At 61.3% G+C, this 25616-nt stretch carries 8 protein-coding genes and 3 pseudogenes; 2 read left to right on the top strand and 9 right to left on the bottom strand.

Annotated features, from left to right (window positions below; genetic code table 11):
* Positions 1 to 271 precede the first annotated feature (271 nt).
* Positions 272 to 1002 (top strand): annotated as a pseudogene (locus tag ISN39_RS32570) (hypothetical protein).
* 9 nt (positions 1003 to 1011) lie between these two features.
* Here ISN39_RS32570 and ISN39_RS32575 read toward each other — a convergent pair.
* A complete protein-coding gene (locus ISN39_RS32575) occupies positions 1012 to 2385 on the bottom strand; it encodes an ISNCY family transposase (protein WP_194731190.1) in 1374 nt (457 codons plus the stop codon).
* Positions 2386 to 2924: 539 nt separating this feature from the next.
* Between ISN39_RS32575 and ccrA the strand changes: the two are divergent.
* A pseudogene (ccrA, locus tag ISN39_RS32580) lies at positions 2925 to 4207 on the top strand (crotonyl-CoA carboxylase/reductase).
* A 187-nt stretch (positions 4208 to 4394) separates the two neighbouring features.
* Here the strand turns inward: ccrA and asnB are convergent.
* The 8 genes and pseudogenes from asnB to ISN39_RS32615 form a co-directional block, all read right to left on the bottom strand.
* Complete coding sequence (gene asnB, locus ISN39_RS32585) at positions 4395 to 6092, bottom strand: asparagine synthase (glutamine-hydrolyzing) (RefSeq protein ID WP_246763546.1); 1698 nt, start codon at positions 6090 to 6092, stop codon at positions 4395 to 4397.
* Positions 6089 to 6247 (bottom strand): hypothetical protein, encoded by a 159-nt coding sequence (locus tag ISN39_RS37055; protein ID WP_246763547.1) that lies wholly within the window; start codon positions 6245 to 6247, stop codon positions 6089 to 6091. Before ISN39_RS37055 ends, asnB begins: the two co-directional genes overlap by 4 nt.
* A 135-nt stretch (positions 6248 to 6382) precedes the next feature.
* On the bottom strand, positions 6383 to 7570 hold the full coding sequence (locus ISN39_RS32590; RefSeq protein ID WP_194732114.1) for a 3-deoxy-7-phosphoheptulonate synthase: 1188 nt from the start codon (positions 7568 to 7570) through the stop codon (positions 6383 to 6385).
* A gap of 327 nt (positions 7571 to 7897) precedes the next feature.
* Positions 7898 to 8602, bottom strand: coding sequence for an IS6 family transposase (locus ISN39_RS32595; protein ID WP_194732115.1), 705 nt, complete (start codon positions 8600 to 8602; stop codon positions 7898 to 7900).
* A gap of 62 nt (positions 8603 to 8664) precedes the next feature.
* Positions 8665 to 9324 (bottom strand): hypothetical protein, encoded by a 660-nt coding sequence (locus ISN39_RS32600; protein WP_028740323.1) that lies wholly within the window; start codon positions 9322 to 9324, stop codon positions 8665 to 8667.
* A 282-nt stretch (positions 9325 to 9606) separates the two neighbouring features.
* A complete protein-coding gene (locus ISN39_RS32605; RefSeq protein ID WP_022719483.1) occupies positions 9607 to 10008 on the bottom strand; it encodes a ParB N-terminal domain-containing protein in 402 nt (133 codons plus the stop codon).
* A gap of 170 nt (positions 10009 to 10178) precedes the next feature.
* Complete coding sequence (locus tag ISN39_RS32610; protein WP_194732116.1) at positions 10179 to 11714, bottom strand: hypothetical protein; 1536 nt, start codon at positions 11712 to 11714, stop codon at positions 10179 to 10181.
* Positions 11711 to 25603 (bottom strand): annotated as a pseudogene (locus ISN39_RS32615) (amino acid adenylation domain-containing protein); the annotation flags it as partial. The gene ISN39_RS32610 and the pseudogene ISN39_RS32615, both read right to left, overlap by 4 nt.
* Between the last annotated feature and the right edge of the window lie 13 nt (positions 25604 to 25616).

Here is a 25616-nt window from a genome sequence, read left to right on the forward strand (position 1 = left end):
AATGTGGCGGGGAAGTTGGAATGTCCGCTTCTGCGCAAAGTTAAAATGTCACTTTGGGCGGCGTCTTCAGCCATTTAGAAATGCGACACTCGACATCTCCACTTGCGCTGAGGCAAGCCCCCGACCGGACCGGCTGGGCCGGGTTGCAAGGGAAGGGAGGGGGCGGGTGAGAGGCACCCCTTCGGGCTTTAGCTTTCTCAGTAGCAATTGTTCGGTCGCCGGTTGTACTATTGTCGGCAGTATGTTGCAGGGCAGGGATCAGAGTGGCACGATGCTTCCGGAAATCAAGCTGGTGGGTGACGTCGATGTCGCCGCTCTCTCGCCACTTCTTCGCGGGATGATCCTTTCGGTTTCCTACGCCGGCAGTCAGGGCGGCATCGGGTTGACCGCGACTGGCGCCATGAACCGCAAGTTTGTGCATTGGGCCGCCACGCACTTCCAGTGGCCCGGCTTCACAGCCGAAGACCTCTACAGCATGAACAAGGTGCTCAACGAAAGCGACATGCCGCCGCTTTGGCCCGTGCGCGACATGCTTCATCACCTCAAACTTCTTCGCTGGAATAAGGACAACCTGCTGCCAACCAAACGTGGTCGGGACTTCTTGGCGAGACCGAGAGCCTTCTTCGATCTGATCGCCACGGATTATCTTATATCCATCATGGGCAGACGCAGGAAGATGTGCGCAACCGGATACGTTGGTGGCACGTCTTTCTCAATCTTATCAATATGAAAGCAGATATGCCTTGTTCTCTCGAAGAGCTGGCGAACGAGCTATATCCGAGCGAAGCGTATCCAGCGCCAGCAGAGATGACGGTCGAAACCGTAATGGAACGATCGTCGCTCCGCTACGACGTCATCCAGCCGCTGTGCTGGCTGGGATTGCTACACGAAGAGCGCGAAGGACTGACTATCTGGCAGGACGGTACCTACCGCAAGACACCCTTGTGGGAGGCCTGTCTGAAACTGGCGTCGGATAAGCAGGCCTCAATCAGCATGCATTGACGACGACTTTTATTCGGCAGCCGGTTGCCTCAACAACGCGTTCTCTCGCCGCGCAACGACCTTTGGATCGCCCATGAAATCTTTCCTCCGGCCCGGGCCGCGAGCGCGTTTCACGTAGCCATTTTTGTCGCTGTTGCTCTTTACGGTCGGCTTGTCCTGCTGGTCCTGGCGCTCCTTGATATAGGACAGGACATCGCCAAGCCGCTTGTTCTCGGTGATCGCCGCATGCGTCACACGCTGGTCCTTGTCGAACACCGTGTAGGGCAGGGAATACCCTTTCCAGCGCACATCCAGGCGACCATCCGCATAGGCATAGGTCTCGACATAACGGCCAACCAGACCGCGCGTCACCTCGGTCTCCTTCAGCATGATCCGCTTGCGTTCAAACGAAAACGTCAGCTGCGATCCGACATAACGCTGCTCGCGCTTGCACAGGATCTCCGTCAGTCGATCCGGCGCCAGGTTCATCGGACGATGCAGGTCTTCAGACCGGGCAGGGACGATCGCAAACCGCGCATTGTAGTCCTCCATGAAGCCCGGCAAAAACGCATTACCCGCTTCTATGTCATCGATCCCGGCCAGCCGTAGTTCCTTGACCAGCCGATCCTGCAACGTCCGGTTCATCCGCTCGACACGACCCTTGGCCTGGCTCGAATTTGCGCAGAGAATCTCGATGTTTAACTCGCAAAGCGCACGTCCGAACTGGGTCATGCCCTGGCCGCCCTTTGCGTCCTTCTTCGCCACCCGGAACACCGAATGCTTGTCGGAATAAAAGGCAATTGGTGCACCGTGACACTTGAGGTATAGCGCCAGCGCATCGAAGTAGCTGAACGCGCTTTCCGAGCGGACAAAGCGCAACTGCATCAACCTGCCCGTCGCATCGTCGACGAACACCAGCAGCGAGCACGGATCGCCACGATCCTCGAACCAGCGATGCTCGCTGCCATCGATCTGTACCAGTTCGCCATAGGCTTCGCGCCGCAAGCGCGGCTGATGAAACGTCCGCCGCTGCTTGCGTGATCGCCACAGGCCAGCATCCACCATCCAGCTGCGCAATGTCTCGCGCGACACACGCAATCCATCTCGGGCAGCAAGCTTCTCGGCCGCCAGCGTCGGACCGAAGTCCGCATACCGTTCGCGAACCAGCGTCACGGCGTAATCCCGGACACCGTCACTGATCCGGTTGTTCGACGGCCGGCCGATCGCCTTGTGCCGGATTGATGCCGCACCATCAGCGCGGATCCGCTCCAGCAGACGACGCACCTGGCGCGTACTCAGATCAAGCACATGCGCCGCCGACACTATCGTCATCCGGCCGTCAACGACCTTCGACAAAACCTCGATCCGCTGCAGATCACGCTCGCTCATCGCAATCAGTCCCATCCGCAATCTCCCAGGTCATCAAAACGCGGGGAGTGTGACATTCCAACTTTGCAGAATCAGGACACTTTAACTTTGCGGCTACAAATAACTGTTGCATAATAGATATTATGGAACTAAATGATTGATATTAAAGGACAGTATATCATCACTGGTTAATTCCGGTACGAATGGAAACGGCTCGGTTGCACCTCATCCTGGACACATGAACTCCCCAGCCTGACAGACTCATGCGACTGCTTGCAAAAAGGAGGGCTTGCCGCGACGGGCCTCGGCCGCCACGATGAGATGCTGGAGCATCTATGCGAACTCGAGGCTGAAGCCAGTCAGATGCCTTTCGTGCGGTAAGTTCGTGCGTTTTGCTCCACTACCAACTTTGGGTTTTGGCAGCCAATGGCATTCGACCGGGGCCGCGTACGTATGTGTCGTGGGAGGGCTAGCGCCTGTGATTTTTGCGCCACGGTCGAGGCGGGGGTGGTCAAGCGCTAGGGGCAGGACCGTCAGCATCTGAGAAAATGACTATAGATTACTAGGAGGTCACCATGGGAGCCGCTGCTCTCGAAACGTCACCGATAGCCCCCGCTCGGAAGGGGCTTTACGAAGTGGGGGAGATTCCCCCGCTCGGACACGTTCCTGAACGCATGTACGCTTGGGCCATACGCCGAGAGCGTCACGGGCCGCCGGAGACCTCGATGCTCGTCGAGGTGGTACCGACCTGGCCTATAGCGGACGACGAGGTACTGGTGTTCGTAGTGGCGGGTGGCGTCAACTACAACGGGGTGTGGGCCGGGCTAGGTCATCCGATGTCGCCGTTTGACGTGCATAATGCCCCTTACCACATTGCCGGCTCAGACGCGGCCGGAGTAGTGTGGGCGCTGGGCGCCAAGGTGCGGCATTGGAAGGTCGGAGACGAGGTTGTCGTCCACTGCAACCAAGACGACGGCGATGACGAGGAGTGCAACGGCGGCGAGCCGCTGCTCTCACACTCCCAGCGGATCTGAGGATACGAAACCCCTGACGGCTCGTTCGCCCAGTTCTGCCGTGTGCAATCGCGGCAGCTGATGCCAAAACCGGAGCACCTCACCTGGGAGGAGGCCGCGTGCTACCCACTAACCCTCGCCACAGCTTGCCGCATGCTGTTCGGGCATGAACCGCACATCCTCAAGCCGGGCGATAGCGTGCTGGTGTGGGGAGCCTCGGGTGGGCTTGGGGTGTTTGGGGTGCAGCTGGCCGCCGAGGCCGGCGCCAGCGCGATTGGCGTCGTGTCGGACGCCAGTAAGGCTGAGTACGTGTTGGCGCTGGGCGCCAATGGGGTCATTAACCGCAACGAATTCGACTGCTGGGGCGCCATGCCCACAGTAAATTCGCCCCAGTATAACACCTGGATCAAGGAAGCTCGGCGGTTCGGCAAGTCGATCCGGGATATCACTGGACACCGCGACGTCGACATCGTTTTCGAGCATCCAGGCGAACAGACATTCCCAGTCTCAACTCTGGTCGCTAAGCGCGGGGGCATGGTGGTATTCTGCGGCGGCACGACAGGGCTCAATATCACGTTCGATGCCCGATACGTCTGGATACGCCAGAAGCGAATCCGGGCTCGCACTTCGCGAACCTCAAACAGGCCAGCGCGGCGAACCGGTTAGTGATCGATCGCCGCATCGCCCCCTGCATGAGCAAGGTTTTTCCATGGGATGAAATCGCCAAAGCCCACACGAAGATGTGGAAGAACCAGCACAAGCCGGGGAATATGGCGGTGCTGGTCAATGCGCCACGCGTTGGCCTGCGCAACTTCGAGGACATCGTCAACGCGGCCAGCGCCTAACCAGCAACAATCGTTGCGCCTGCGGCGTGGCTTCGAGCTTCCTTCTGCGCCCTCATCGAGATTCGCTCCGCCGGATATCCGCGCGGGGGCGTTCGCAGACGTCGTTACCGCCATCCTGACGATGCGCTGCACGGCCAATTCCTTGATGATGTTTTGTCCTCGCTGTTGGAACGTCCGGGCATCATTGTCAGGTCGCGATTTGCGCATTGTATTGCGTAAACCAGGACGCAAAATTCAAAACAAGCTCCCCCTCTATGTTGCTTATCAGACCATGCGACGCTGTCATGCCGGCGGCGCCTCGTCCGTCGAGGATTGAAGGGCTGAAAAAATCGCGCAGCCGAGCGCGCTGATCGCTCGTCAGCGCGTCGATCTGGCTTGCGATCTGCGAAGAATAGGTTGGATCGGGCACAGAGGGATAAGGCGACTTCTTCCTTTCGAGGACACCGACCGGCAGCATATCTTTCGCAGCTTGTCTCAACACGGACTTTTCTCGGCCATCGGCCGTGTGGACGGCTGCCGGCAAGGTCACCAGGTGTTCGACGATGCGGTGATCGCAAAAGGGAACACGCACTTCCAGCCCGGTTGCCATGCTCAGGCGATCGTTTCTATCCAGGAGTGTCGGCAGAAAGTGCGTCACCGCGAGATACATGATCTCGCGATGACGCCGGTCCGCCGCAGACAACCCGGGATCCAAATCGAGCTTGCTCAAAGCTGCAGAGTAATGGTCCTGAAGATATTCCTCGAGCTGCAGCTCAGCAAGCAAGGCCGGTTGGAATGCGTTGAGGATTCGTTGGTGAAGATATCCGTGAGCGGGACTGTCCGCCAGCCACGGAAACGTATCCGCCCAGACTGCGGTTGGCTCTTGGAACCAGAGATACCCTGCGAGAAGCTCGTCGGCAGACTCACCTGAAAGAGCGACGGTCGCGTGTTCTCTGACTTTCCTACACAGAAGCAAAAGGCTTAAGTCAAGGTCGCCGATCCCGTTCGGAAGGTCACGTGCGGCAACGCAAGCGTCTCTGGTTTCAGGCGCTGCCAGGAGCGAGGTGTCCAGGACGATGTTACGATGTTCCGACCCGATGAACGCTGCCGCCTCATGGGCAAATTTCCGATCCAGTGCTGAGCGGGAGGTTTGGGAATCTGCCGCGTCGTTAAAATCGACGGAAAAGGACCTAACCTTGCTGTTCCCCGTCTGGATTTTCTGGGCCCCAGCTGTGATCGCGGATGAATCCAGACCGCCGGACAACAGTGTGCAAAGCGGAACATCGGCGATCGTTTGACGTTCTATCGTGTCAATCAGAAGTCCACGCAGGGATGCTCCTGCTTGCGTAATTTCGATCCGTGGTGGAGCCCGGGAGATGATTTCCTCCAGATTCCAGTAGCGAATTGAGCGGAGCCCGTTTCGCGAGAACACAGTTGCGCTTCCTGGAAGAACTTCGAAGACATCCTTGTACGGGTTGGCGCCAGGGAATTTGATCAGCGGCAGAAGCAGTTGAGCGACGCCTTCAGCATCGATTACTGCATGAACGGATGGATGGGCAAAGAGAGCCTTCACCTCTGAAGCGAAGAGGAGACTGGAGCCTCGCCAGTGATAATAAAGCGGCTTGATGCCGAGATGGTCCCGCAGGAGCCACAGCTCCTCACGACTGGCATCCCATAGGGCAAACGAAAACATTCCGTTCAGCCGTCCCAAGGACTCATATCCCCATTCGGACCAGGCGGCGAGCAGAACCTCAGTATCGCTTTGCGTTTTAAATGTGTGGCCACGGGCAAGCAGTTCCTGCCTGAGTTCCCGGTAGTTGTAGATCTCACCATTGTAGGTGAGCGTGATGCTGCCCCTCTCACGGGAGAGCTCCATAGGCTGGGCTCCTCCCTCGAGGTCGATCACGGAAAGTCGGCGATGGCCAAGACAGGCGAATTCCGATCGCCAGACACCGCTTCGTCGGGACCGCGCCGCGCCAGCACATTGTTCATGGTTTCTACAAGTTGATCCGCGTTGGACGGTAGTCCGGCAAAATCTATCCATCCTGCAATCCCGCACATGTTGTTTTCCTTCGATCAGATGCATTCAGTGGTGGATTAGCCGCCCGGTTCGTTCTTCAGGCCAGAGACGCAACACTTGATGCCACGCTTCAGCCTTTCCGGCATAGCTCGCGGCATTTGGATCAGTTTGAACGGTCAGACAAACCACGAGTCTAGAACACGGGCCGTCTGCTCGGGATTAAGGCGAGGGTCGAGCAAGGATGTGTACCGGTGAGTTGCGTCGGGTTCGACGAAATCATCCGCGCACTCGTAGACGTCGTCTGGTGTGGCTTCGAGATGCAGGCCGGAGGCAATCAGCTTCTCTTCCTGAAGGATCTTTTGGAAATCCTGCAACTCGGAAATGATGTGGGCGAGGTGCCGGGTTTTGAGGCCGGACCGCGCTTTCACGGTATTGCCGTGCATGGGGTCACTGATCCAGAGGACGTTCTCAAATTCTCGGCGCACGGCCCGAACGATCGGCCGGAGCTTTCCGATTTGCTCAAAGCCCATGCGGATCACGAACGCGAGCTTGCTGGGCTCATCAAGCGGGTTGAGCTTTCTCACCAGGGCCACAGCCTCGGTTGGGTCCGTATCAGGTCCGATCTTCACGCTAACGGGATTGCTGAGCCTGGCGGCCACCGCGACATGGGCACCGCCCAGCTGGCGCGTTCGCGCTCCGATCCAGGGCCAATGCGTCGTGGCGAGATGGCGGCCCCGGCTCCCTCGAGCCAGAAAGCGAAGTTCGTAGTCGAGAAGCAGCATCTCATGGCTGGTCCACACATGGCCGTTTTCGCCACTCGTCCGATTGTAGTCAGCAACCACCCGATGCGCGACTCGCAAGGCCACATGCGCCCGCTCGATTCTGCCGACATCAGGCAGTCGGGCTTCCATCGTGGGTTCAGCGGAGTTAACGATGGGACCCCTATAGACAGGAAGCTGGAGACCATCGATCTGCTCGGTGTCTACGGAGCGCGGTTTGGCATATTGTCCTGCAATCCTGCCAATTGCAGTGACGCTCTTTCCGGTGCGCGCCCCGAGTTGGGTGCGGCCAGCATCTATGAAGCGCAGCTTTTTGAGGGTGTCGGCCCGGACGTCGAGCTCAAGATCTTCCACGCAATCTCCAAGTTGGAGGATCAGCCCGTCCTTCCCGAGCTGGGCGAGTTCTGTTCGCAGGGCCTGAACGGAGTGTTCGCTCACGAGCCCATCGGACGAAAGGCTCGCAAGCTTGGTCGCGAGCGCCTTTCTATTGGGCCAATCCGGTTGCTGATGAGCGACAAGATGCGCGAATTCAGATTGGGCGGCAGCATCGAAGAAGCTGCCTTGCAGTTGAAAATACTGCGTCATCGCAAACTCCAAATTGTCCGTTGTTCAATATCGTTAATCAGGATCGAACCTGAGACGCCGTCCATTTGCACCCGCGTCCGTTATCGCCCTCGATCAACTCGTGGGAGGCATGGAGCCCTTTGTTGGTGATCATGGCCGTTGTGGCGGGCACGCAATATTCGCAAGGCGCCTTAAGGGTGAGTTCGACGCCCCGGCTCCGGGCTTGTTCCCGGTAATCCCAGATTGCGCAATGATGAATATGGAGCGTCGACTGTCCGCTCTGATGCTCGATCCACTGGCGTTGTCACGTTGTTTGAATGTGGCCACGTGAGGCCGACCCTGCGCTTTTCAGGCAGGCCGTGCACTCACAGCTTCCCACGCGGCCATTGCCTGGCGTCGATGGGTTCGAATTTGTGCTGCGGAGCGGTTGGTCTGGGATGGGACGAAGAGGTTTCGGACGGCGGAGAAGATCGACACGAAATGTTGCAATGAGCCAACCGACCGGAAACCCTGTCGCGTTCGCTCCCGTTTTCTCAACGGCAGGTGAGAATTCTCCGCCCGGTTGTTCAAGCCTTTATGCGAGCGGTGTTCCACGTTCGGCATGACCTGGCGTTTGGCCGCCCCGTAGGAGCGCAATTTGTCGGTGATTATACGCTTTGGCGGCATGCCCTGCTTCTTCAGAAGTCGCGTCAGCAGGCGCTTGCCCGCCTTGGTGTTACGGCGCGTCTGGACGATCTCGTCGAGCACATATCCGTCCTGATCAACCGCTCTCCACAACCAGCATTTCTGACCGTTGATGCGCACCACGACTTCATCGAGGTGCCAGACATCGCCTTTCGTCGGCGCCTTGCGGCGTATGCGGCGCGCATAATCAAGGCCATGCTTTCGGCACCATCGGCGGATGGTCTCGTAGGAAACGACGATCCCGCGATCGAGCAGCATTTCCTCGACATCGCGCAGGCTCAGATTAAAGCGAAAGTAGAGCCAGACAGCACGGGCTACGATTTCGATCGGATAGCGGTGGTTCTTGTAGGTCGGTGCACTCACGGTCATGGGTGCGCTGCTACCTCAATTTCCTTACCGCTCAATCAATGTGACAGTACCAAGAAAATAGATCATAGCGCGTGTCGAACCCACACGTTCGGTTCGGCATATATGCCGTAATTGTGCTCAATCGACACAAGCATCGGCACTAGTGCACCATCAATTTCCACCATGCCCGAACGTTCAAACGCTATTCCTGTCCAACTTGACCATTCGGTAATTGTCCCAGCAATGGTAATGGAATAAGGTGCTATTTTTAAGATTCTGCCACCGACGGCTATGTGAGTTCGCAGCCAGGAATCCAACGGGGAGCCGTCAGCACGCTGTAATTTGATGTATTCATCCATTGGTAGCCGCGGGTCTCGTTGCTTCTGATTTGGACGAACCGGCACAGACAATTCGTCGAAGCCAACATTCCTGGCACAGGTCTTCAATGCGCCCAACATTGCCAGTGCATTGCCAATACCTCGTGCTCTGGGCGCTAATGTGATTTCGAGTGCACTCATCGTGTTTGGTTTGCGACCGATAAGTTTATCCTCATGCGCCCAGCGGATAACCTGGTCCCAACCGCCGTCAGGCAATTCGGCACGCCCATCAACGTTCAGTGCAAACGGCACGCCGAAAGCTCGAGCAACGACCTCCTCATCGATAAGTCCTACAAAGGCATAGTCAAGGTAGTCAAAAAACACGGCCTTCCCAAAATACAGCTTTGCAGTTTGATTTTGGCGCATGAAGTTGGGCCAAAGACCATCGAATTTCGGTGAAAAAACTGAGGGAATCAGATCGGGCCGTTCCCGTAATGAGGATACCTTTAAGCTCATTCTTCTATCTCGCGCAAAACCTGTGTCACCTGAATCATTTTAACCAGTTGCGCCCCAGTCCGGAGCTTTTTCTATGCCGACCTCAATTGCGACTTGAACCCAAAGTCGCTAACCCAGAGGAAAGATTAGTTTCGAAAACCTACCGCTCTTGCATGGGACGAGCGACCGGTTTCAAGTCGGAATTCGCACCCTTCAGGAACCATTGTCCCGATCATATCCGAGATCACTCAATGGGATTTTACATTCGGGGAACTGAGGGTCGAAGACATGTTTGGTTGTCTTGGCAGGGAACTTCCGTCCGCTCCGAGCCATAGCAAAAATGATCTCGGGAGTAACTACCTCTCCCGGACGCCAAGCTTCTACCCGAACACCGTGGTAGTCTAGTAACATTGCTGGCAATATCCTCAATTGAAGCCGCTTGGCGACAGCCAGTCTATGATGGCCATCCATTACGAAAAGCTCTCCCTTATGGACTGCAATTGGAGTCTTCCAGAATTTGGCTTGGAGAATCTCTTCTTCAAGCTCAAGAACTTGTCGGTAATCAACCTCTTCGGTCGGAGTCAAATCGTTGGGCTGTAAGAGATAGTAGCGCATTCGCGTATAACCTCCGATAGTAAAATACCTAATGTGTAGCCGGAACCTCGATTTCTTAGTGATGGCGTGCGAAGTTCCGATGGATCACGCGGGTTCAAAGACAAATAAAGCTTCTTCATTCCGGCATGACTTTTCCAGGCTCCGGCGATGATGCCTTATCAGAATGCAGATCAGTTTCTGGTGAGGAAGGCGACTTTTTCCAAGACCATCAGACTTCGATCGAACAAATGCTTCATGCCTCGTTCGCCTGCGTTGATCGCTTCCACAATCAGGCGTGCACTAAGGCAAAGCCGCAACGCGGCAACCTGGACGCCCTCAAGCTCGCCGCAAGGAACCGGTTGTCCAACTTCGCAACGAACTGACAACATTGAGTCACCGGGCATCTTGGCTTTCACGGTCGAATCCTGGCACAAATGATCATAGATCCTCTTGGTTTGCGGGACAGCCAGCGGATTTCTCCCCGCACGTCGACTTACGTGAAACAGTATAAAAGGAAAAATAGTCGGTAGCTGGTCCCAAGAATTGTGGGTGACTGGCAGATGGCGTTGTAACGTCGGTTGCTCTAACAGCTGAAAATTAGGCGCATTGTTCAGCCAGGAGGTAACCTCCTTATGAAAGTCAAACACGACGCTTTGGACATCTTCCTCTGAAACACTACGGAAAGCACGCAACTCCACGAGCGCAGCTTCCCATCGCAAAAGTAAACCAAAATTACTGGCTTCCGGGAGTGACTGAGCGCCTGCCCAATTTCGGGGCCAGTCTGCCCGGCAAGACTTCGCTCCGGGTATAGGGTGTAGTGGCCGTTTCTTCAAACGGCATGCCAGCGACTCAGGAACCAAGAGCATTGCCGAAAAGGCTGGACCTCCCAAAAACTTGGATCCAGTAACTATCACCAAGCAGCCGATGGTAAGATAGGTTTGCAGCGTCTTCGGTGCCAATCGAAACTGAGATGCATCGATGAGAATATCAACACTATCAGGCCAGCGACGCCTGAGATCCAGCGCCTTGCTCGGAGTTGGGGCCAGTACTCCGGTTTTCGAAACGTCAGTCAACACAATCAAAATACGACTGTATCGCGTTATCGCAGCAGTTACTATTGCCTCGAGTTCATCATCGACGGCCGCAATAGGTCGGAGACTGGAATCTTCCATGCGAACTGCTATCGATCTAACATCAATTGGATCCGCAGGATTAACCGTTATTCCACCACTCTCGCGGTGCGGAGAGTGCATACCGCCAGCCAAAGCATGCCCGACCCCACTCCCCGTCTCTTCCGATTGGACCATAATTGCCAAAGTCTTCGCGGGGGAGCTTCCTGCGACCAATTTGGAGGCGAGCATGTGAGCGTCGGTGCCAGAAGGGGAAACGATGACTTCCAGCCCTCGGATTTGTTCCAAACGGCATAAGCCGATGAATTCGTTGCGAAGACTGCCGATCTCTTCTAGATAAATTTCTTCCGGTGCCCGTCCATGCAGGGTCTGTAATATCCTTTGGCGCAGTCTTTCCGCAGCTGAAAATCCGATGTCAGAAATCGTAGATGCGGTTGCGGAACCAAATGAGAATATTTCCCTGTCGGGAAGTGGTTTACGCCCGTACTTATTTGTCATTTGGCCAGCATCAAGTTCGATCCGCTCGTCACCCCCCAAGGTTAACAACTCAGCGGTCGAAGGAAGATGAGTATTCAGGTGGGATAGCCGCTCTGTCATTTGACATCCAGATTGCTGTTCGGGTGGGTAGTCGGCGAATTGTTTAAGGCTGCTGACAGTTGGCGCGCCAAGACCCGCCGGTTTTCCGGAACAGCCATCATCGTCACGTGATCGCCTGGAACGGGCACAGCCTGGATAAACTCCGCGCCCAAAATTCGATCCCAGCCGCGCATTGGTGAATTTGCGTCCGGCGCTGCCGGAAGTCGCGCCCTTCGGCTAAGAGAGTGCTCCAGAGCATAAAATTGGTGCACGCTGACTGGCAGTGATGGCATCTCATACGAATGCACAGCTTGGTGAAATTGCGCGTATCTGATGGCGTCATAGTAGAGATCTGGTCTACCGACGACCGCACCGATTTGTCGCGCTTTCTCAAACAACTGCTCAACGGAACTCTGCCCGGCCGATTGGCGCAGCACCTCAAACCCCTCATCACCCAGCGACTCCAGAGGTTCAAAGATCATTTGCAAAGCGATTTCTGTATCCGTCATCGCAGGCGACATCGCCGGTATTGGCACATCGATGAATGCCATAAATGAAACAGTTTCTTCGAGATAGAGCAGGCGCTCGGCGATTGCATACGCCAGTACAGCCCCAGAGGAATACCCGGCAAATCGATATGGTCCCCGTGGCTGCACTTTGCGTACTGCGTGCGTTACTTTTGTTGCAATCTCTTCAAGGCTTGATCGACGAGCTTCCTCAAATGGCGGCCAAGGCAAAGCGTAGACAGGGCAATCTATGTCCATCTCTCTGACTAAGGGGAACACATATGAGCAGTCGCCATAACCTGTCGGAACAAAGAAGACTGGCGCTTGAGACCCTATCGTGCGAACCGGTAGCACACCGGGTGTATAATGGGATGAATCCAACTCGATCTTCGGAGCGAGGTCTTTGAGGATCGGGGCATCAAAAATGTTGCTGGCGCTGACCTTCATCCCAAGGGCTAACGCTTGGGCCAGCAGGCGCACCGCCAACAATGAGTGGCCGCCGAGCTCGAAGAAGTTGTCGTGGCGCCCGACCCGCTCGACGCCGAGAAGCTCCGCCCAGATCCCGGCCAGCAGCGTCTCGATCTCGCCGCGCGGTGCCTCGTAGGCCCGACGCGCATAGGCATCGTCGTCGGGGACCGGCAGTGCCTTGCGGTCGAGCTTGCCGTTCGGTGTCAGCGGCAGTGCGTCCAGCCGCACGAAGGCCGACGGCACCATGTAGTCCGGCAGCAGGCCGCTCAGGTGATGGCGCATCACGCTCGCAAGCTCGGCCCCATCGGCTTCGGCCGACCCGTCCGTCGTCTTCGCAACCACATAGGCGACAAGCCGCTTGTCGCCGGTCACATCCGCGCGCGCCACCACCGCGGCATCGCCGACAAGCTCATGCTCCAGCAGCCGGGCGGCGATCTCGCCCGGCTCGATGCGGAAGCCGCGGATCTTCACCTGGTCGTCGTTGCGGCCCAGAAACTCGAGATTGCCGTCCGGCAGGTAGCGCGCCAGGTCGCCGCTCCGGTACATGCGGGCATCCGCCTTGCCGCTGAACGGATCCGCCAGGAACCGCTCCGCCGTCAGCTCCGGACGGTTGAGGTAGCCGCGCGCCACCCCCGCCCCGCCGATATAAAGCTCGCCCACCGCCCCGAACGGAACCGGCTGGCCATGAGCGTCCAGCAGGTACACCCGCGTGTTCGATATCGGACGGCCGATCGGGACATTCCGGCAAGGCGCCTCAATCCCCGTGTCGGCAAGGAAGGTGGTCGACCAAATTGTAGTCTCCGTCGGACCATAGAGATTCCTGAGAGATTTTACCCTTCCGCCGAGGTTCGAGGCCAGATCTGCAGGCAACGCTTCGCCGCCGCACAACGCGCGTAAATCGGGCGCACCCTCCCAGCCGGCGTCGAAGAGCATGCGCCACGATGCCGGGGTCGCCTGCATCACCGTTATCTTCTGATGCGATAGATGCTGCTCCAATCCAACAGCATTGCTCCCGTGAGCAAGGACGACGTTAGCTCCCACGGCCAGTGGAAGATAGAGTTCCAGCCCCGCAATGTCGAAAGAGATCGTCGTTATCGCGAGGAGTGAATCCTGCGCTGTGAGGCCGGATACATCCAAAAAAGCGTGTAGAACATTGAGAACACTCGCATGCTCGACCATGACGCCCTTGGGCGTTCCGGTGGAGCCCGAGGTGTAGATGATGTAGGCGAGATGGCGCGGGCTCAGGCCAAGGGCGCGCGGGTCCGGGTTCGAGGCCGGCAGTTCGGCCCAGGCCGGGGTGGCCGTCTCCAGATCGACCACCGTCAGATCGACAAGCGCCTCGGGGCCGAGTGCGGCGCGTCCGGCGGCATCGCAAAGCAGCAGGTGCGGTGCGGCATCGTCGACAACCTGCCGCAGCCGCGCCGACGGATAGGCGGGATCCAGCGGAACATAGGCGCCGCCCGCCTTGAGGATCGCCAAAAGACCCACCACCATCGCCGGGCTGCGTTCCAGGCAGATCGCCACCGGCTGGTCCGGCCTCACCCCGAGCCCGATCAGATGATGGGCCAGCCGGTTGGCATCGGCGTTCAGCTCGCCATAGCTCAGCTCTTCATTCTCATGGACCACCGCCACTGCGTCCGGCGCCCGGCGCACCTGCGCCTCGAACAGCTCGTGGATGCACCGCTCCGACGGATAGGCCGCCGCCGTCCGGTTCAGATCCTCCAGCAGATAGGTGCGCTCGGCGGCCGGCAGGATGTCGAGGTCGCGCACCGGCCTATTAGGGGCATGCTCCAGCGCCTCGACCAGCTGCTCCAGCGCCCGCTGCATGTAGCCGCAGATCCGATCGGGGGAGATCGGTTCGACCGCATCCGCCGTGAGCCCCAGCTCCTGACCAAAATCATCCACCGACAATGTCAGCGGGTAGTTCGTCCGTTCCTCGCCCCCCAGCCATTCCATGCCGAACAGCACGTCGCTTGTTCCCACGCCGGCCATGGCCGGCGTGTTGTGGCGATAGTTCAGCAGCGCACTGAACAGTGGCGCTGGTGCGGCAATATCGCTGCAGCGTTGCGCCAATGCCAGCGAGGCATGCTCGTGTGAGAGCAGTTCGGCCAGACGGGCGTGGGCGATACGCACACTTTCCTCGACCCCGGTCTCATCCAGATCCAGCCGCAACGGCAAGGTATTCATGAACAAGCCCATCGCCCGGTCGGCGCCGGCACCCGCATGCATGCGGCCGAACAGCACCGTGCCGAACACCACCTGCTCACGGCCGCTGCTCAGCGCCACCACCTGCCCCCAGGCCAGATGGCAAAGGCTCGCCAGGCTCACCCCGAGCCGTCGTGCCTGGCTGCGCAGCCGGTCGTTGAGCGCCTGCGGCAGCATCCGCCGTGCCTCGCGGGATCCGATGCCATCACCATAGACCTCGCTCAGACCGAACGGCAGCGTCGGCTCGTCGATGTCGGCCAGCATCTCCCGGAAGAACGCTTCATGCGCTTTGGCATCCATGCCAAGCCGCGCCTGCGCCACCAGGTTGCGGAACGGCTGCGGCGCTGCAAGCTCATGCGCGCGCCCCTGCAGCGCGGCCCGGACCTCGGCATGCATCACTTCGGCCGTCGTATGATCGCCGATCAGATGGTGCTGCAACACCAAAAGCAGCCAGCGCCCGCTGCCCGGTTCGCGCGCGATCACGAACCGCATCAGCGGCGCCCGGCCAAGGTCGATGCGCTGCCGGCGCGGATCGAACCGGCGCCGGAGCTCCTCGGCGCCGGAACCGTCACAGTCCTCCAGCTCAACCTCGACCACATCCAGCGGTGCAGTGCGCCAGACCACCTGCGCCGGGTTGGACAGCCCTTCCCAGACAAAGGCGGTGCGCAGGATGTCGTGCCGGGCCACGACTTGCTGAACCGCGCCAAGATAGCGCTCAAGCAGGCCACGGTCGGCGAACGCCATCTGCGAGACCAGCAGATAGGGATCGCCCCGGGTTGCCAGCAGATGGTGGAACAGAATGCCGTCCTGCAGCGGCGACAGGCCATAAATGTCCTGGATATTGCCGACGCCACCGGGAACCGTCGCCACGATCCGATCGATCTCCGGCTGGGTCAATTCGGCGAGCGGCAGCATCTGCGGCGTAATCGCCGTACTCTGCTTGGTGATCAGGTTGGCAGGCACCGCCACCTCGTGATGGCTGCCAAGGCTGGCGGCAAGATCGGCCAGCACCGGCCTGGCGAACAGGGTGCGCACCTCCACCCCGAGCGACAGCCGCCGCAGCCGCTCCATCAGCTGCACCGCCAGCAAGGAATGTCCGCCGAGCTCGAAGAAGTGGTCGTGGCGGCCGACCCGCTCGACCCCGAGAAGCTCCGCCCAGATGCCGGCCAGCGCCGTCTCGATCTCGCCGCGCGGCGCCTCGTAGGTGCGGCGCACATAGGCGTCGTCCTCCGGCGAAGGCAGCCCCTTGCGGTCGAGCTTGCCGTTCGGCGTCAAGGGCAGTGCTTCGATCCGCACGAACGCCGACGGCACCATGTAGTCCGGCAGCCGCCCGCTCAGATGCGCCCGCAACGATGCAGCAAGCCCGGCGCCATCGGCTTCGTCCGACCCGTCCGTCGTCTTCGCAACCACATAGGCGACGAGCCGCTTGTCGCCGGCGCCATCCTCGTGCGCCACCACCGCCGCCTCGCGCACCCAGGCATGCTCGCCAAGCCGCGCGGCGATCTCGCCCGGCTCGATGCGGAAGCCGCGGATCTTCACCTGGTCGTCGTTGCGGCCGAGGAACTCCAGATTGCCGTCCGGCAGATAGCGCCCCAGGTCGCCGGTCCGGTACAGCCGGGCGCCTGCCTCATCGCTGAACGGATCGGCCAGGAAACGCTCCGCCGTCAGCTCGGGGCGGTTCAGGTAGCCACGCGCCACGCCTGCCCCGCCGATGTAAAGCTCGCCCACCGCCCCGAACGGCACGGGCTGGGCAAACCGATCCAACAGATAGGCCACCGAATTGCGAATTGGTCGACCCAGCGGCACCCGTTGCCGGCCATCGAACTCAGCAGGCACCGGATAACAAAGACTAAAGGTGGTGTTCTCTGTCGGGCCGTAGCCATTTGAGATTCGCAGCGTCGGATGTCGCTTCTGGCATGCCCTGATGGAAGCGATGGAGACCTCCTCGCCCCCGACCAGCAGTTGCTGTAGCAGATTGGTGCTCCGCCCCTCCGCGATATAGACGTCGAACAACCGGGCAGTCATCCAGGCGATGGTGACGCCTTGGTCCTGGATGATCTGGGCCAGCGTTGCGGTCGAGAGGTGACGTCCAGGATAGAGCACAACCCTGGCGCCGTTCGCCAAGGCACCCCAGACCTCGAACGTGGTCGCGTCGAATGTCGGCGAGGAGGCATTGAGAAAGATGTCCTGCGGCGAGATTTCGACGAAATCGTTGCCCGCCACCAGACGCACCAACCCCCGATGCTCGACCATGACCCCCTTTGGGGTTCCGGTTGAGCCTGAGGTGTAGATGACATAGGCGAGATGGCGCGCGGTCAGGCCAAGGGCGCGCGGGTCCGGGTTCGAGGCCGGCAGTTCGGCCCAGGCCGGGGTGGCCGTCTCCAGATCGATCACCGTCAGATCGACAAGCGCCTCGGCGCCGAGTGCGGCGCGTCCGGCGGCATCGCAAAGCAGCAGGTGCGGTGCGGCATCCTCGACAACCTGCCGCAGCCGCGCCGACGGATAGGCCGGATCCAGCGGCAGATAGGCGCCGCCCGCCTTGAGGATCGCCAAGACACCTACCACCATCGCCGGGCTGCGCTCCAGGCAGATCGCCACCGGCTGATCCGGCCTGACCCCGAGCCCGATCAGATGATGGGCCAGCCGGTTGGCCCGCGCGTTGAGCTCGCCATAGCTCAGCCGCTCGTCCTCATGAACCACCGCCACCGCCTCCGGCGCCTTTTGCACCTGCGCCTCGAACAGCTCGTGGATGCACCGCTCCGACGGATAGGCCGCCGCCGTCCGGTTCAGATCCTCCAGCAGATAGGTGCGCTCGGCGGCCGGCAGGATGTCGAGGTCGCGCACCGGCCTATTAGGGGCATGCTCCAGCGCCTCGGCCAATTGCTCGAGCACCTGCTGCATGTAGCCGCAGACCCGATCCGCAGACACGGGCTCCACCACCTGCGCCGTGAGGCCGAGCGCCTCGCCAAAATCCTCCACCGACAGGGTCAGCGGATAGTTGGTGCGTTCCTCGCCGCCCAGCCATTCCACGCCCGACAGGACATCGTCCGTTCCGGAGCCGGACATGGCCGCCGGCGTGGTGTGACGGTAGTTCAACAGCGCGCTGAACAGCGGCGCCGGCGCCGCAACCCCGCTGCAGCGTTGCGCCAGCGCCAGCGAGGCATGCTCGTGCGCCAGCAGCTCGGAAAGCCGCGCATGGGTGCTGCGCACGCTCGCCTCGACCCCGGTCCCGTCGAGGTCGAGCCGCACAGGCAGGGTGTTGATGAACAGGCCCAGCGCCCGGTCGGCGCCCGCACCCGCATGTATGCGGCCGAACAGCACCGTGCCGAACACCACCTGCTCTCGGCCGCTGCTGCGCGCCATCACCTGCCCCCAGGCCAGATGGCAAAGGCTCGCCAGGCTCACCCCCAGCCGCCGCGCTTGTTGCCGCAGCCGATCGTTGAGCGCCTGCGGCAACATCCGCCGCGCCTCGTGAGACCCGATGCCATCACCATAGACCTCGCTCAGCCCAAACGGCGTCGTCGGCGCGTCGATATCCGACAACTGCGATCGGAAGAACTGCTCATGCGCCTCCACACCGACCCCCAGTCGGGCCTGTGCGATCAGATTGCGGAACGGCTGCGGCGTGCCCAGCTCATGCCCTCGGCCCCCCAGCACCGCCTCGACCTCGGAATGCAGCACCTCCGACGTCGTGTGATCCCCGATCAGATGATGCTGCAGCTCCAGCAGCAGCCAGCGCCCGCTGCCCGGCTCGCGCGCGATCACAAACCGCAACAACGGCGCCCGGCCAAGATCGATGCGCTGCCGGCGTGGATCAAACCGGCGCCGGAGTTCCTCGGCGCCGGAACCGTCACAGTCATCCAGCTCGACCTCGCTCACCTGCAGCGGCGCAGTGCGCCAGACCACCTGGGCCGGGCTCGACAGCCCCTCCCAGACAAAGGCCGTACGCAGGATGTCGTGCCGATCCACCACCTGCTGAACCGCGCCAAGATAGCGCTCCAGCAGGTCACGGTCGGCAAACGCCATCTGCGAGACCAGCAGATAGGGATCGCCCCGGCTGGCCAGCAGATGATGGAACAGGATGCCGTCCTGCAGCGGCGACAGGCCATAAATGTCCTGGATGTTGCCGACACCGCCGGGAACCATGGCGACGATCCGGTCGATCTCCGGCTGGGCCAGCTCGATGAGCGGCAGCATCTCTGGCGTAATCGCCGTACTCTGCTTGGTGATCAGGTTGGCAGGCACCGCCACCTCGTGATGGCTGCCAAGGCTGGCGGCAAGATCGGCCAGCACCGGCCTGGCGAACAGGGTGCGCACCTCCACCCCGAGCGACAGCCGCCGCAGCCGCTCCATCAGCTGCACCGCCAGGAGCGAGTGGCCGCCGAGCTCGAAGAAGTTGTCGTGGCGGCCGACCCGCTCGACCCCGAGAAGCTCCGCCCAGATCTCGGCCAGCGCCGTCTCGATCTCGCCGCGCGGTGCCTCGTAGGCCCGACGCGCATAGGCATCGTCCTCGGGGGCCGGCAGCGCCTTGCGGTCGAGCTTGCCGTTCACCGTCAGCGGCAGTGCGTCCAGCCGCACGAAGGCCGACGGCACCATGTAGTCCGGCAGCAGGCCGCTCAGGTGATGGCGCATCACGCTCGCAAGCTCGGCCCCATCGGCTTCGGCCGACCCGTCCGTCGTCTTCGCAACCACATAGGCGACAAGCCGCTTGTCGCCGGTCACATCCGCGCGCGCCACCACCGCGGCATCGCCGACAAGCTCATGCTCCAGCAGCCGGGCGGCGATCTCGCCCGGCTCGATGCGGAAGCCGCGGATCTTCACCTGGTCGTCGTTGCGGCCCAGAAACTCGAGATTGCCGTCCGGCAGGTAGCGCGCCAGGTCGCCGCTCCGGTACATGCGGGCATCCGCCTTGCCGCTGAACGGATCCGCCAGGAACCGCTCCGCCGTCAGCTCCGGACGGTTGAGGTAGCCGCGCGCCACCCCCGCCCCGCCGATATAAAGCTCGCCCACCGCCCCGAACGGAACCGGCTGACCATGGTCGTCAAGCACATAAAGCCGCGTGTTCGATATCGGATGCCCGATCGGCACATTCGTCGATCCGGAAAGGTCTGCAGGGATGTCATGGAAAGCACAACCGACAACCGCTTCCGTCGGGCCATACTCGTTGACCATTCTGGCAGCCGGCTGGATCTGACGCCATAGCTCGACCGTCGAAGACGACAATGCCTCACCGCCAATGACGAGCACCTCGACCTGGCTGGTGTCCGAAGCCGACAATAGCTGTTGCCCAAGCACATCCAGAAGGATCGGGGTGACATTGACCAGTCCGCACGGCGTGCCGACCCTCGAGCTGATCCCCTCGACCTCGTCCCCCTCTTTCGTAAGCAATGCATGGCCGCCAGAAACCAAAGGCGCAAACAGGCTGTTGACCGTGGCATCGAAGGCGAGCGAAGAGGAGACGACGGAGGAGGATGTGGGAGCGTAGGTCTCACGAGCCCAGCATAGATAATTGGTCATCCCGCGATGCTCGACCATGACGCCCTTTGGCGTGCCGGTGGATCCCGATGTGTAGATGACATAGGCGAGATGGCGCGCTGTCAGGCCGAGGGCATGGGGGTCGGGATCGTCAGCGGACTGGTCGGCCCAGGCGGGCGTGGCCGTATCGAGATCGACCACGCTCAGATCGGCGATTGCCTCGGCGCCGAGCGCTTCGCGGCCGGCGGCGTCGCAAAGCAGCCGCCGCGGGGCGGCATCGTCGAGCACCTGCCGCAAGCGGCCGGACGGATAGGCCGGGTCCAGCGGCACATAGGCGCCACCCGCCTTGAGGATCGCCAGCAGTCCCACCACCATCGCCGGGCTGCGCTCGACGCAGATCGCAATGCGCTCGTCGGGTTTGACCCCGAGCCCGATCAGATGATGGGCCAGCCGGTTGGCATCGGCGTTCAGCTCGCCATAGCTCAGCTCTTCATTCTCATGGACCACCGCCACTGCCTCCGGCGCCCGGCGCACCTGCGCCTCGAACAGCGCGTGCACGCAAAGATCCGACGGATAGTCCGCTTCCGTCCGGTTCAACTCCTCCAGCAGGTAGCTGCGCTCGTCGGGAGGCAGGATGTCCAGCTCGGACACCGGCTGCTCGGCATCGGCAACCATCGCCCGCAGCAGCGCCAGCAGATAACCACATTGCCGCTCGATCGTCGCCCGGTCGAACAACGCCGTCGCATAACCCAGAGTCCCGGCGATGACCTCGCCCTGCTCTCCCAGGTTCAGTTCCAGATCGAACTTGACCTGATCGAGCCCCTCGCCCGCGGCCTCCACCCGCAGCCCCGGCAGGTCCAATGACCCGACGGTGTTGTTCTGCCAGGCCAGTCCCACCTGGAACAACGGCGTGTGATCGAGAGCCCGGGGCGGCTGGACGATCTCCACCACCTGCTCGAACGGCAGGTCCTGATGATCCTGTGCAGTCAAGGCCGCGCGCCGCGCCCGTTCCAGGAGATCGGACACGCTCGGCTCGCCGGACAGATCGATTCGAACCGCCAGGGTGTTGACGAAGAAACCGATCAACTCTTCGATCTCGCGGCGACGACGATTGGCCGTCGGCACACCGATCACGATATCGTCCTGCCCGGACAGGCGCGACAGCACCGCAGCCCAGGCCGCCAGCACCGTCATGAACAACGTCGTGCCATGCTGCCGGCTCAGCCGCTTGAGCCCGCGCGTCAGAGCCTGATCGATGACAACCGGCACGCTGGCTCCGGCAAACGACTGCTGTGCCGGCCGCGGCCAGTCCGTCGGCAGCGCAAGACGGGCCGGGGCGCCAGACAGGGTGTCGCGCCAATACTGCGCCTGACGCTGCAGCCGCTCGCCGGACAACCATTGCCGTTGCCAGGCGGCATAATCCGGATACTGGATCGCCAGCGGCGGCAAAGGATCGTCCTCTCCAGCCGCAAACGCGCGGTAAAGGCTGCTGAGCTCGCGCACCAGCACCCCCATCGACCAGCCGTCCGAGACGATATGATGCTGCGTCAGCAGAAAGACGTGCTCCTCATCCGCCAGCCGGATCAGCCGGCCGCGGATCAGCGGCTCGCGCGCCAGATCGAACGGCGTGCGCGCCTCTTCTTGGCACAGATCCAAAAGCCCGGCTTGCGCATCCGGCCTGTCCCGCAGATCGTGCTCGAGCACCGGCAATCCCCTGTCCCCGGACAAAATCTGGACCTGCGGGTCATCCTCTCCGGCGACGAACGTGCAGCGCAGCGCCTCGTGACGGGCAAACAGGCGGTCAAGGCTGCGCCGCCAGGCGACACGGTCGAGCCTGCCCTGCAGTCGCCACCCCAGGGGAATGTTATAGTTCGTGCTGTCTTCGTCCAACTGTGACAAGAACCAGAGACGCTGCTGCGAATAGGACAGCGGAAGCGCACCATCACGTCCGACTGGCATGATGACCGGTGCTGTCTGCGCACCAGAACCGTTCAGCACTTCGCCAACACTTAGCGCCAAATCGGCCAATGTTGGCTTGGCGAACAGGATCGCCAGCGGCAGCTCCACTGCCAAGGCCTCTGTCAGCCGGACGAGCACGCGAACCGCCAACAACGAGTGGCCGCCGAGCTCGAAGAAGTTGTCGTGGCGGCCGACCCGCTCGACCCCGAGAAGCTCCGCCCAGATCTCGGCCAGCGCCGTCTCGATCTCGCCGCGCGGTGCCTCGTAGGCCCGACGCGCATAGGCATCGTCCTCGGGGGCCGGCAGCGCCTTGCGGTCGAGCTTGCCGTTCACCGTCAGCGGCAGTGCGTCCAGCCGCACGAAGGCCGACGGCACCATGTAGTCCGGCAGCAGGCCGCTCAGGTGATGGCGCATCACGCTCGCAAGCTCGGCCCCATCGGCTTCGGCCGACCCGTCCGTCGTCTTCGCAACCACATAGGCGACGAGCCGCTTGTCGCCCGCCGCATCCGCGCGCGCCGCCACCGCGGCATCGCCGACAAGCTCATGCTCCAGCAGCCGGGCGGCGATCTCGCCCGGCTCGATGCGGAAGCCGCGGATCTTCACCTGGTCGTCGTTGCGGCCCAGAAACTCGAGATTGCCGTCCGGCAGGTAGCGCGCCAGGTCGCCGCTCCGGTACATGCGGGCATCCGCCTTGCCGCTGAACGGATCCGCCAGGAACCGCTCCGCCGTCAGCTCCGGACGGTTGAGGTAGCCGCGCGCCACCCCCGCCCCGCCGATATAAAGCTCGCCCACCGCCCCGAACGGAACCGGCTGACCATGGTCGTCAAGCACATAAAGCCGCGTGTTCGATATCGGACGCCCGATCGGCACATTCGTCGATCCGGAAAGGTCTGCAGGGATGTCATGGAAAGCACAACCGACAACCGCTTCCGTCGGGCCATACTCGTTGACCATTCTGGCAGCCGGCTGGATCTGACGCCATAGCTCGACCGTCGAAGACGACAATGCCTCACCGCCAATGACGAGCACCTCGACCTGGCTGGTGTCCGAAGCCGACAATAGCTGTTGCCCAAGCACATCCAGATGGCTCGGAGTGATTTTGACCAGGCTGCGGCCTAAGCCAAGCTCTACCTTAAGGTTTTCGGTTTCATTTCCATTGGATATGAGATGTTCATGCCCACCACAGATTAGAGGCGCAAACAGACTGGTAATCGTGGCATCGAAGGCGAGCGAAGAGGAGACGACGGAGGAGGATGTGGGAGCGTAGGTCTCACGAGCCCAGCATAGATAATTGGTCATCCCGCGATGCTCGACCATGACGCCCTTAGGCGTGCCGGTGGAGCCTGATGTGTAGATGACATAGGCGAGATGGCTGGGGGTCAGCCCGAGGGCATGCGGGTCGGGATCGTCAGCGGACTGACCGGCCCCTGGACGCTCGCCGTCCGAGAGATCGACCACGCTCAGATCGGCCAGCGCCTCGGCGCCGAGTGCTGCGCGACCGGCGGCATCGCAAAGCAACAGCCGCGGCGCGGCATCCTCGAGCACCTGCCGCAGCCGCGCCGACGGATAGGCCGGGTCCAGCGGAACATAGGCGCCGCCCGCCTTGAGGATCGCCAGCAGTCCCACCACCATCGACGGACTGCGCTCAAGGCAGATGGCCACACGGTCGTCCGGCTTGACACCAAGCCCGATCAGGTGATGGGAAAGACGGTTGGCACGGGCATTCAGTTCCCCATAGCTCAGCGTCTCGTCCTCATGAACCACCGCCACGGCATCCGGCGCACGCTGCACCTGCGCCTCGAACAGTTCGTGGACGCAACCGTCCGACGGATAATCGGCCGCCGTCCGGTTTAGATCCTCCAGCAGATAGGTCCGCTCGTCGGATGACAGCAGCTCGATGCGACCGACCGGCTGCCCGGCATCAGCAACCATCGCTCGCAGCAACGCCAGCAGATAACCACGCTGCCGCTCGATCGTCGCCTGATCGAACAGCGCCGTGGCATAACCAAACGTTCCGGCTATGACCTCATCGCACTCGCCAAGGCTCAGCTCCAGATCGAACTTGACCTGATCGAGCCCGTCCCCGGCCGCCTCCACGCTCAGCCCGGCAAGGTCGAACGACCCGACGGCGTTGTTCTGCCAGGCCAACATCACCTGGAACAGCGGCGTGTGATCGAGATGCCGGGGCGGCTTGACGATCTCCACCACCTGCTCGAACGGCAGGTCCTGATGCTCCTGTGCAGCCAGGGCCGTGCGCCGCGTCCGTTCCAGAAGCTCCGACACATCAGGCTCGCCGGACAGGTCGACCCGAAGCGCCAGGGTGTTGACGAAGAAGCCGATCAACTCTTCGATCTCGCGCCGGCCGCGATTGGCGCTCGGCACGCCGATCACAAGGTCGTCCTGCCCCGACAGACGCGACAGCACCGCCGCCCAGGCCGCCAGCACCGTCATGAACAAGGTCGTGCCATGCTGCCGGCTCAGCCGCTTCAGCCCCCGCGTCAGATCCGCATCGATGACAACAGGCACACTGGCCCCGGCAAACGACTGCTGGGCCGGCCGCGCACGGTCCGTCGGCAAGGCAAGTCGGGCCGGAGCGCCGGACAGGGCGTCGCGCCAATACTGCGCCTGGCTCTGCAGCCGTTCCCCCGACAGCCATTGGCGTTGCCAGGCGGCATAATCCGGGTACTGGATCGCCAGCGGCGGCAAAGGATCGTCCTCTCCAGCCGCAAACGCCCGGTAAAGCTGATTGAGTTCACGCATCAGCACGCCCATCGACCAGCCGTCCGAGACGATATGATGCTGGGTCAGCAGGAAGACGTGCTCCGCATCCGACATCCGGATCAGACGCCCGCGGATCAGCGGCCCGCGCGCAAGATCGAATGGCGTGCGCGCCTCTTCATGACACAGATCCAGAAGCGCCGCCTCAGCATCCGGCCGGCCCTGCAGATCGTGCTCCAGCACCGGCAACCCCGCCTCCGGCGGCAGAACCTCAACCCGGGGCTTGCCCTCCGGTGCGACAAAGACACTGCGCAGCGCCTCATGACGGGCAAACAAACGGTCAAGGCTGCGCTGCCAGGCGGTGCGGTCGAGCCCACCACGCAGCCGCAAGGCCAGCGGAATGTGATAGTTGGTGCTGCCCTCGTCCAGCTGCGCCAAAAACCATAGCCGCTGCTGCGCGGACGATGGTACTAGGACGCTTTCGCGTCCGACCTTTGGTAGCAACGCAGCTTCTCGGCTGCCACTCCGGCTTCTCTCTTTGGCAAGGGAGAGAAGCTCAGTTAGGCTTTCTGCATCCAGTTTTTCCAACCCG

It is taken from the genome of Rhizobium sp. 007, from assembly GCF_015353075.1.
In the GTDB taxonomy this organism is placed as follows: Bacteria; Pseudomonadota; Alphaproteobacteria; order Rhizobiales; family Rhizobiaceae; genus Rhizobium.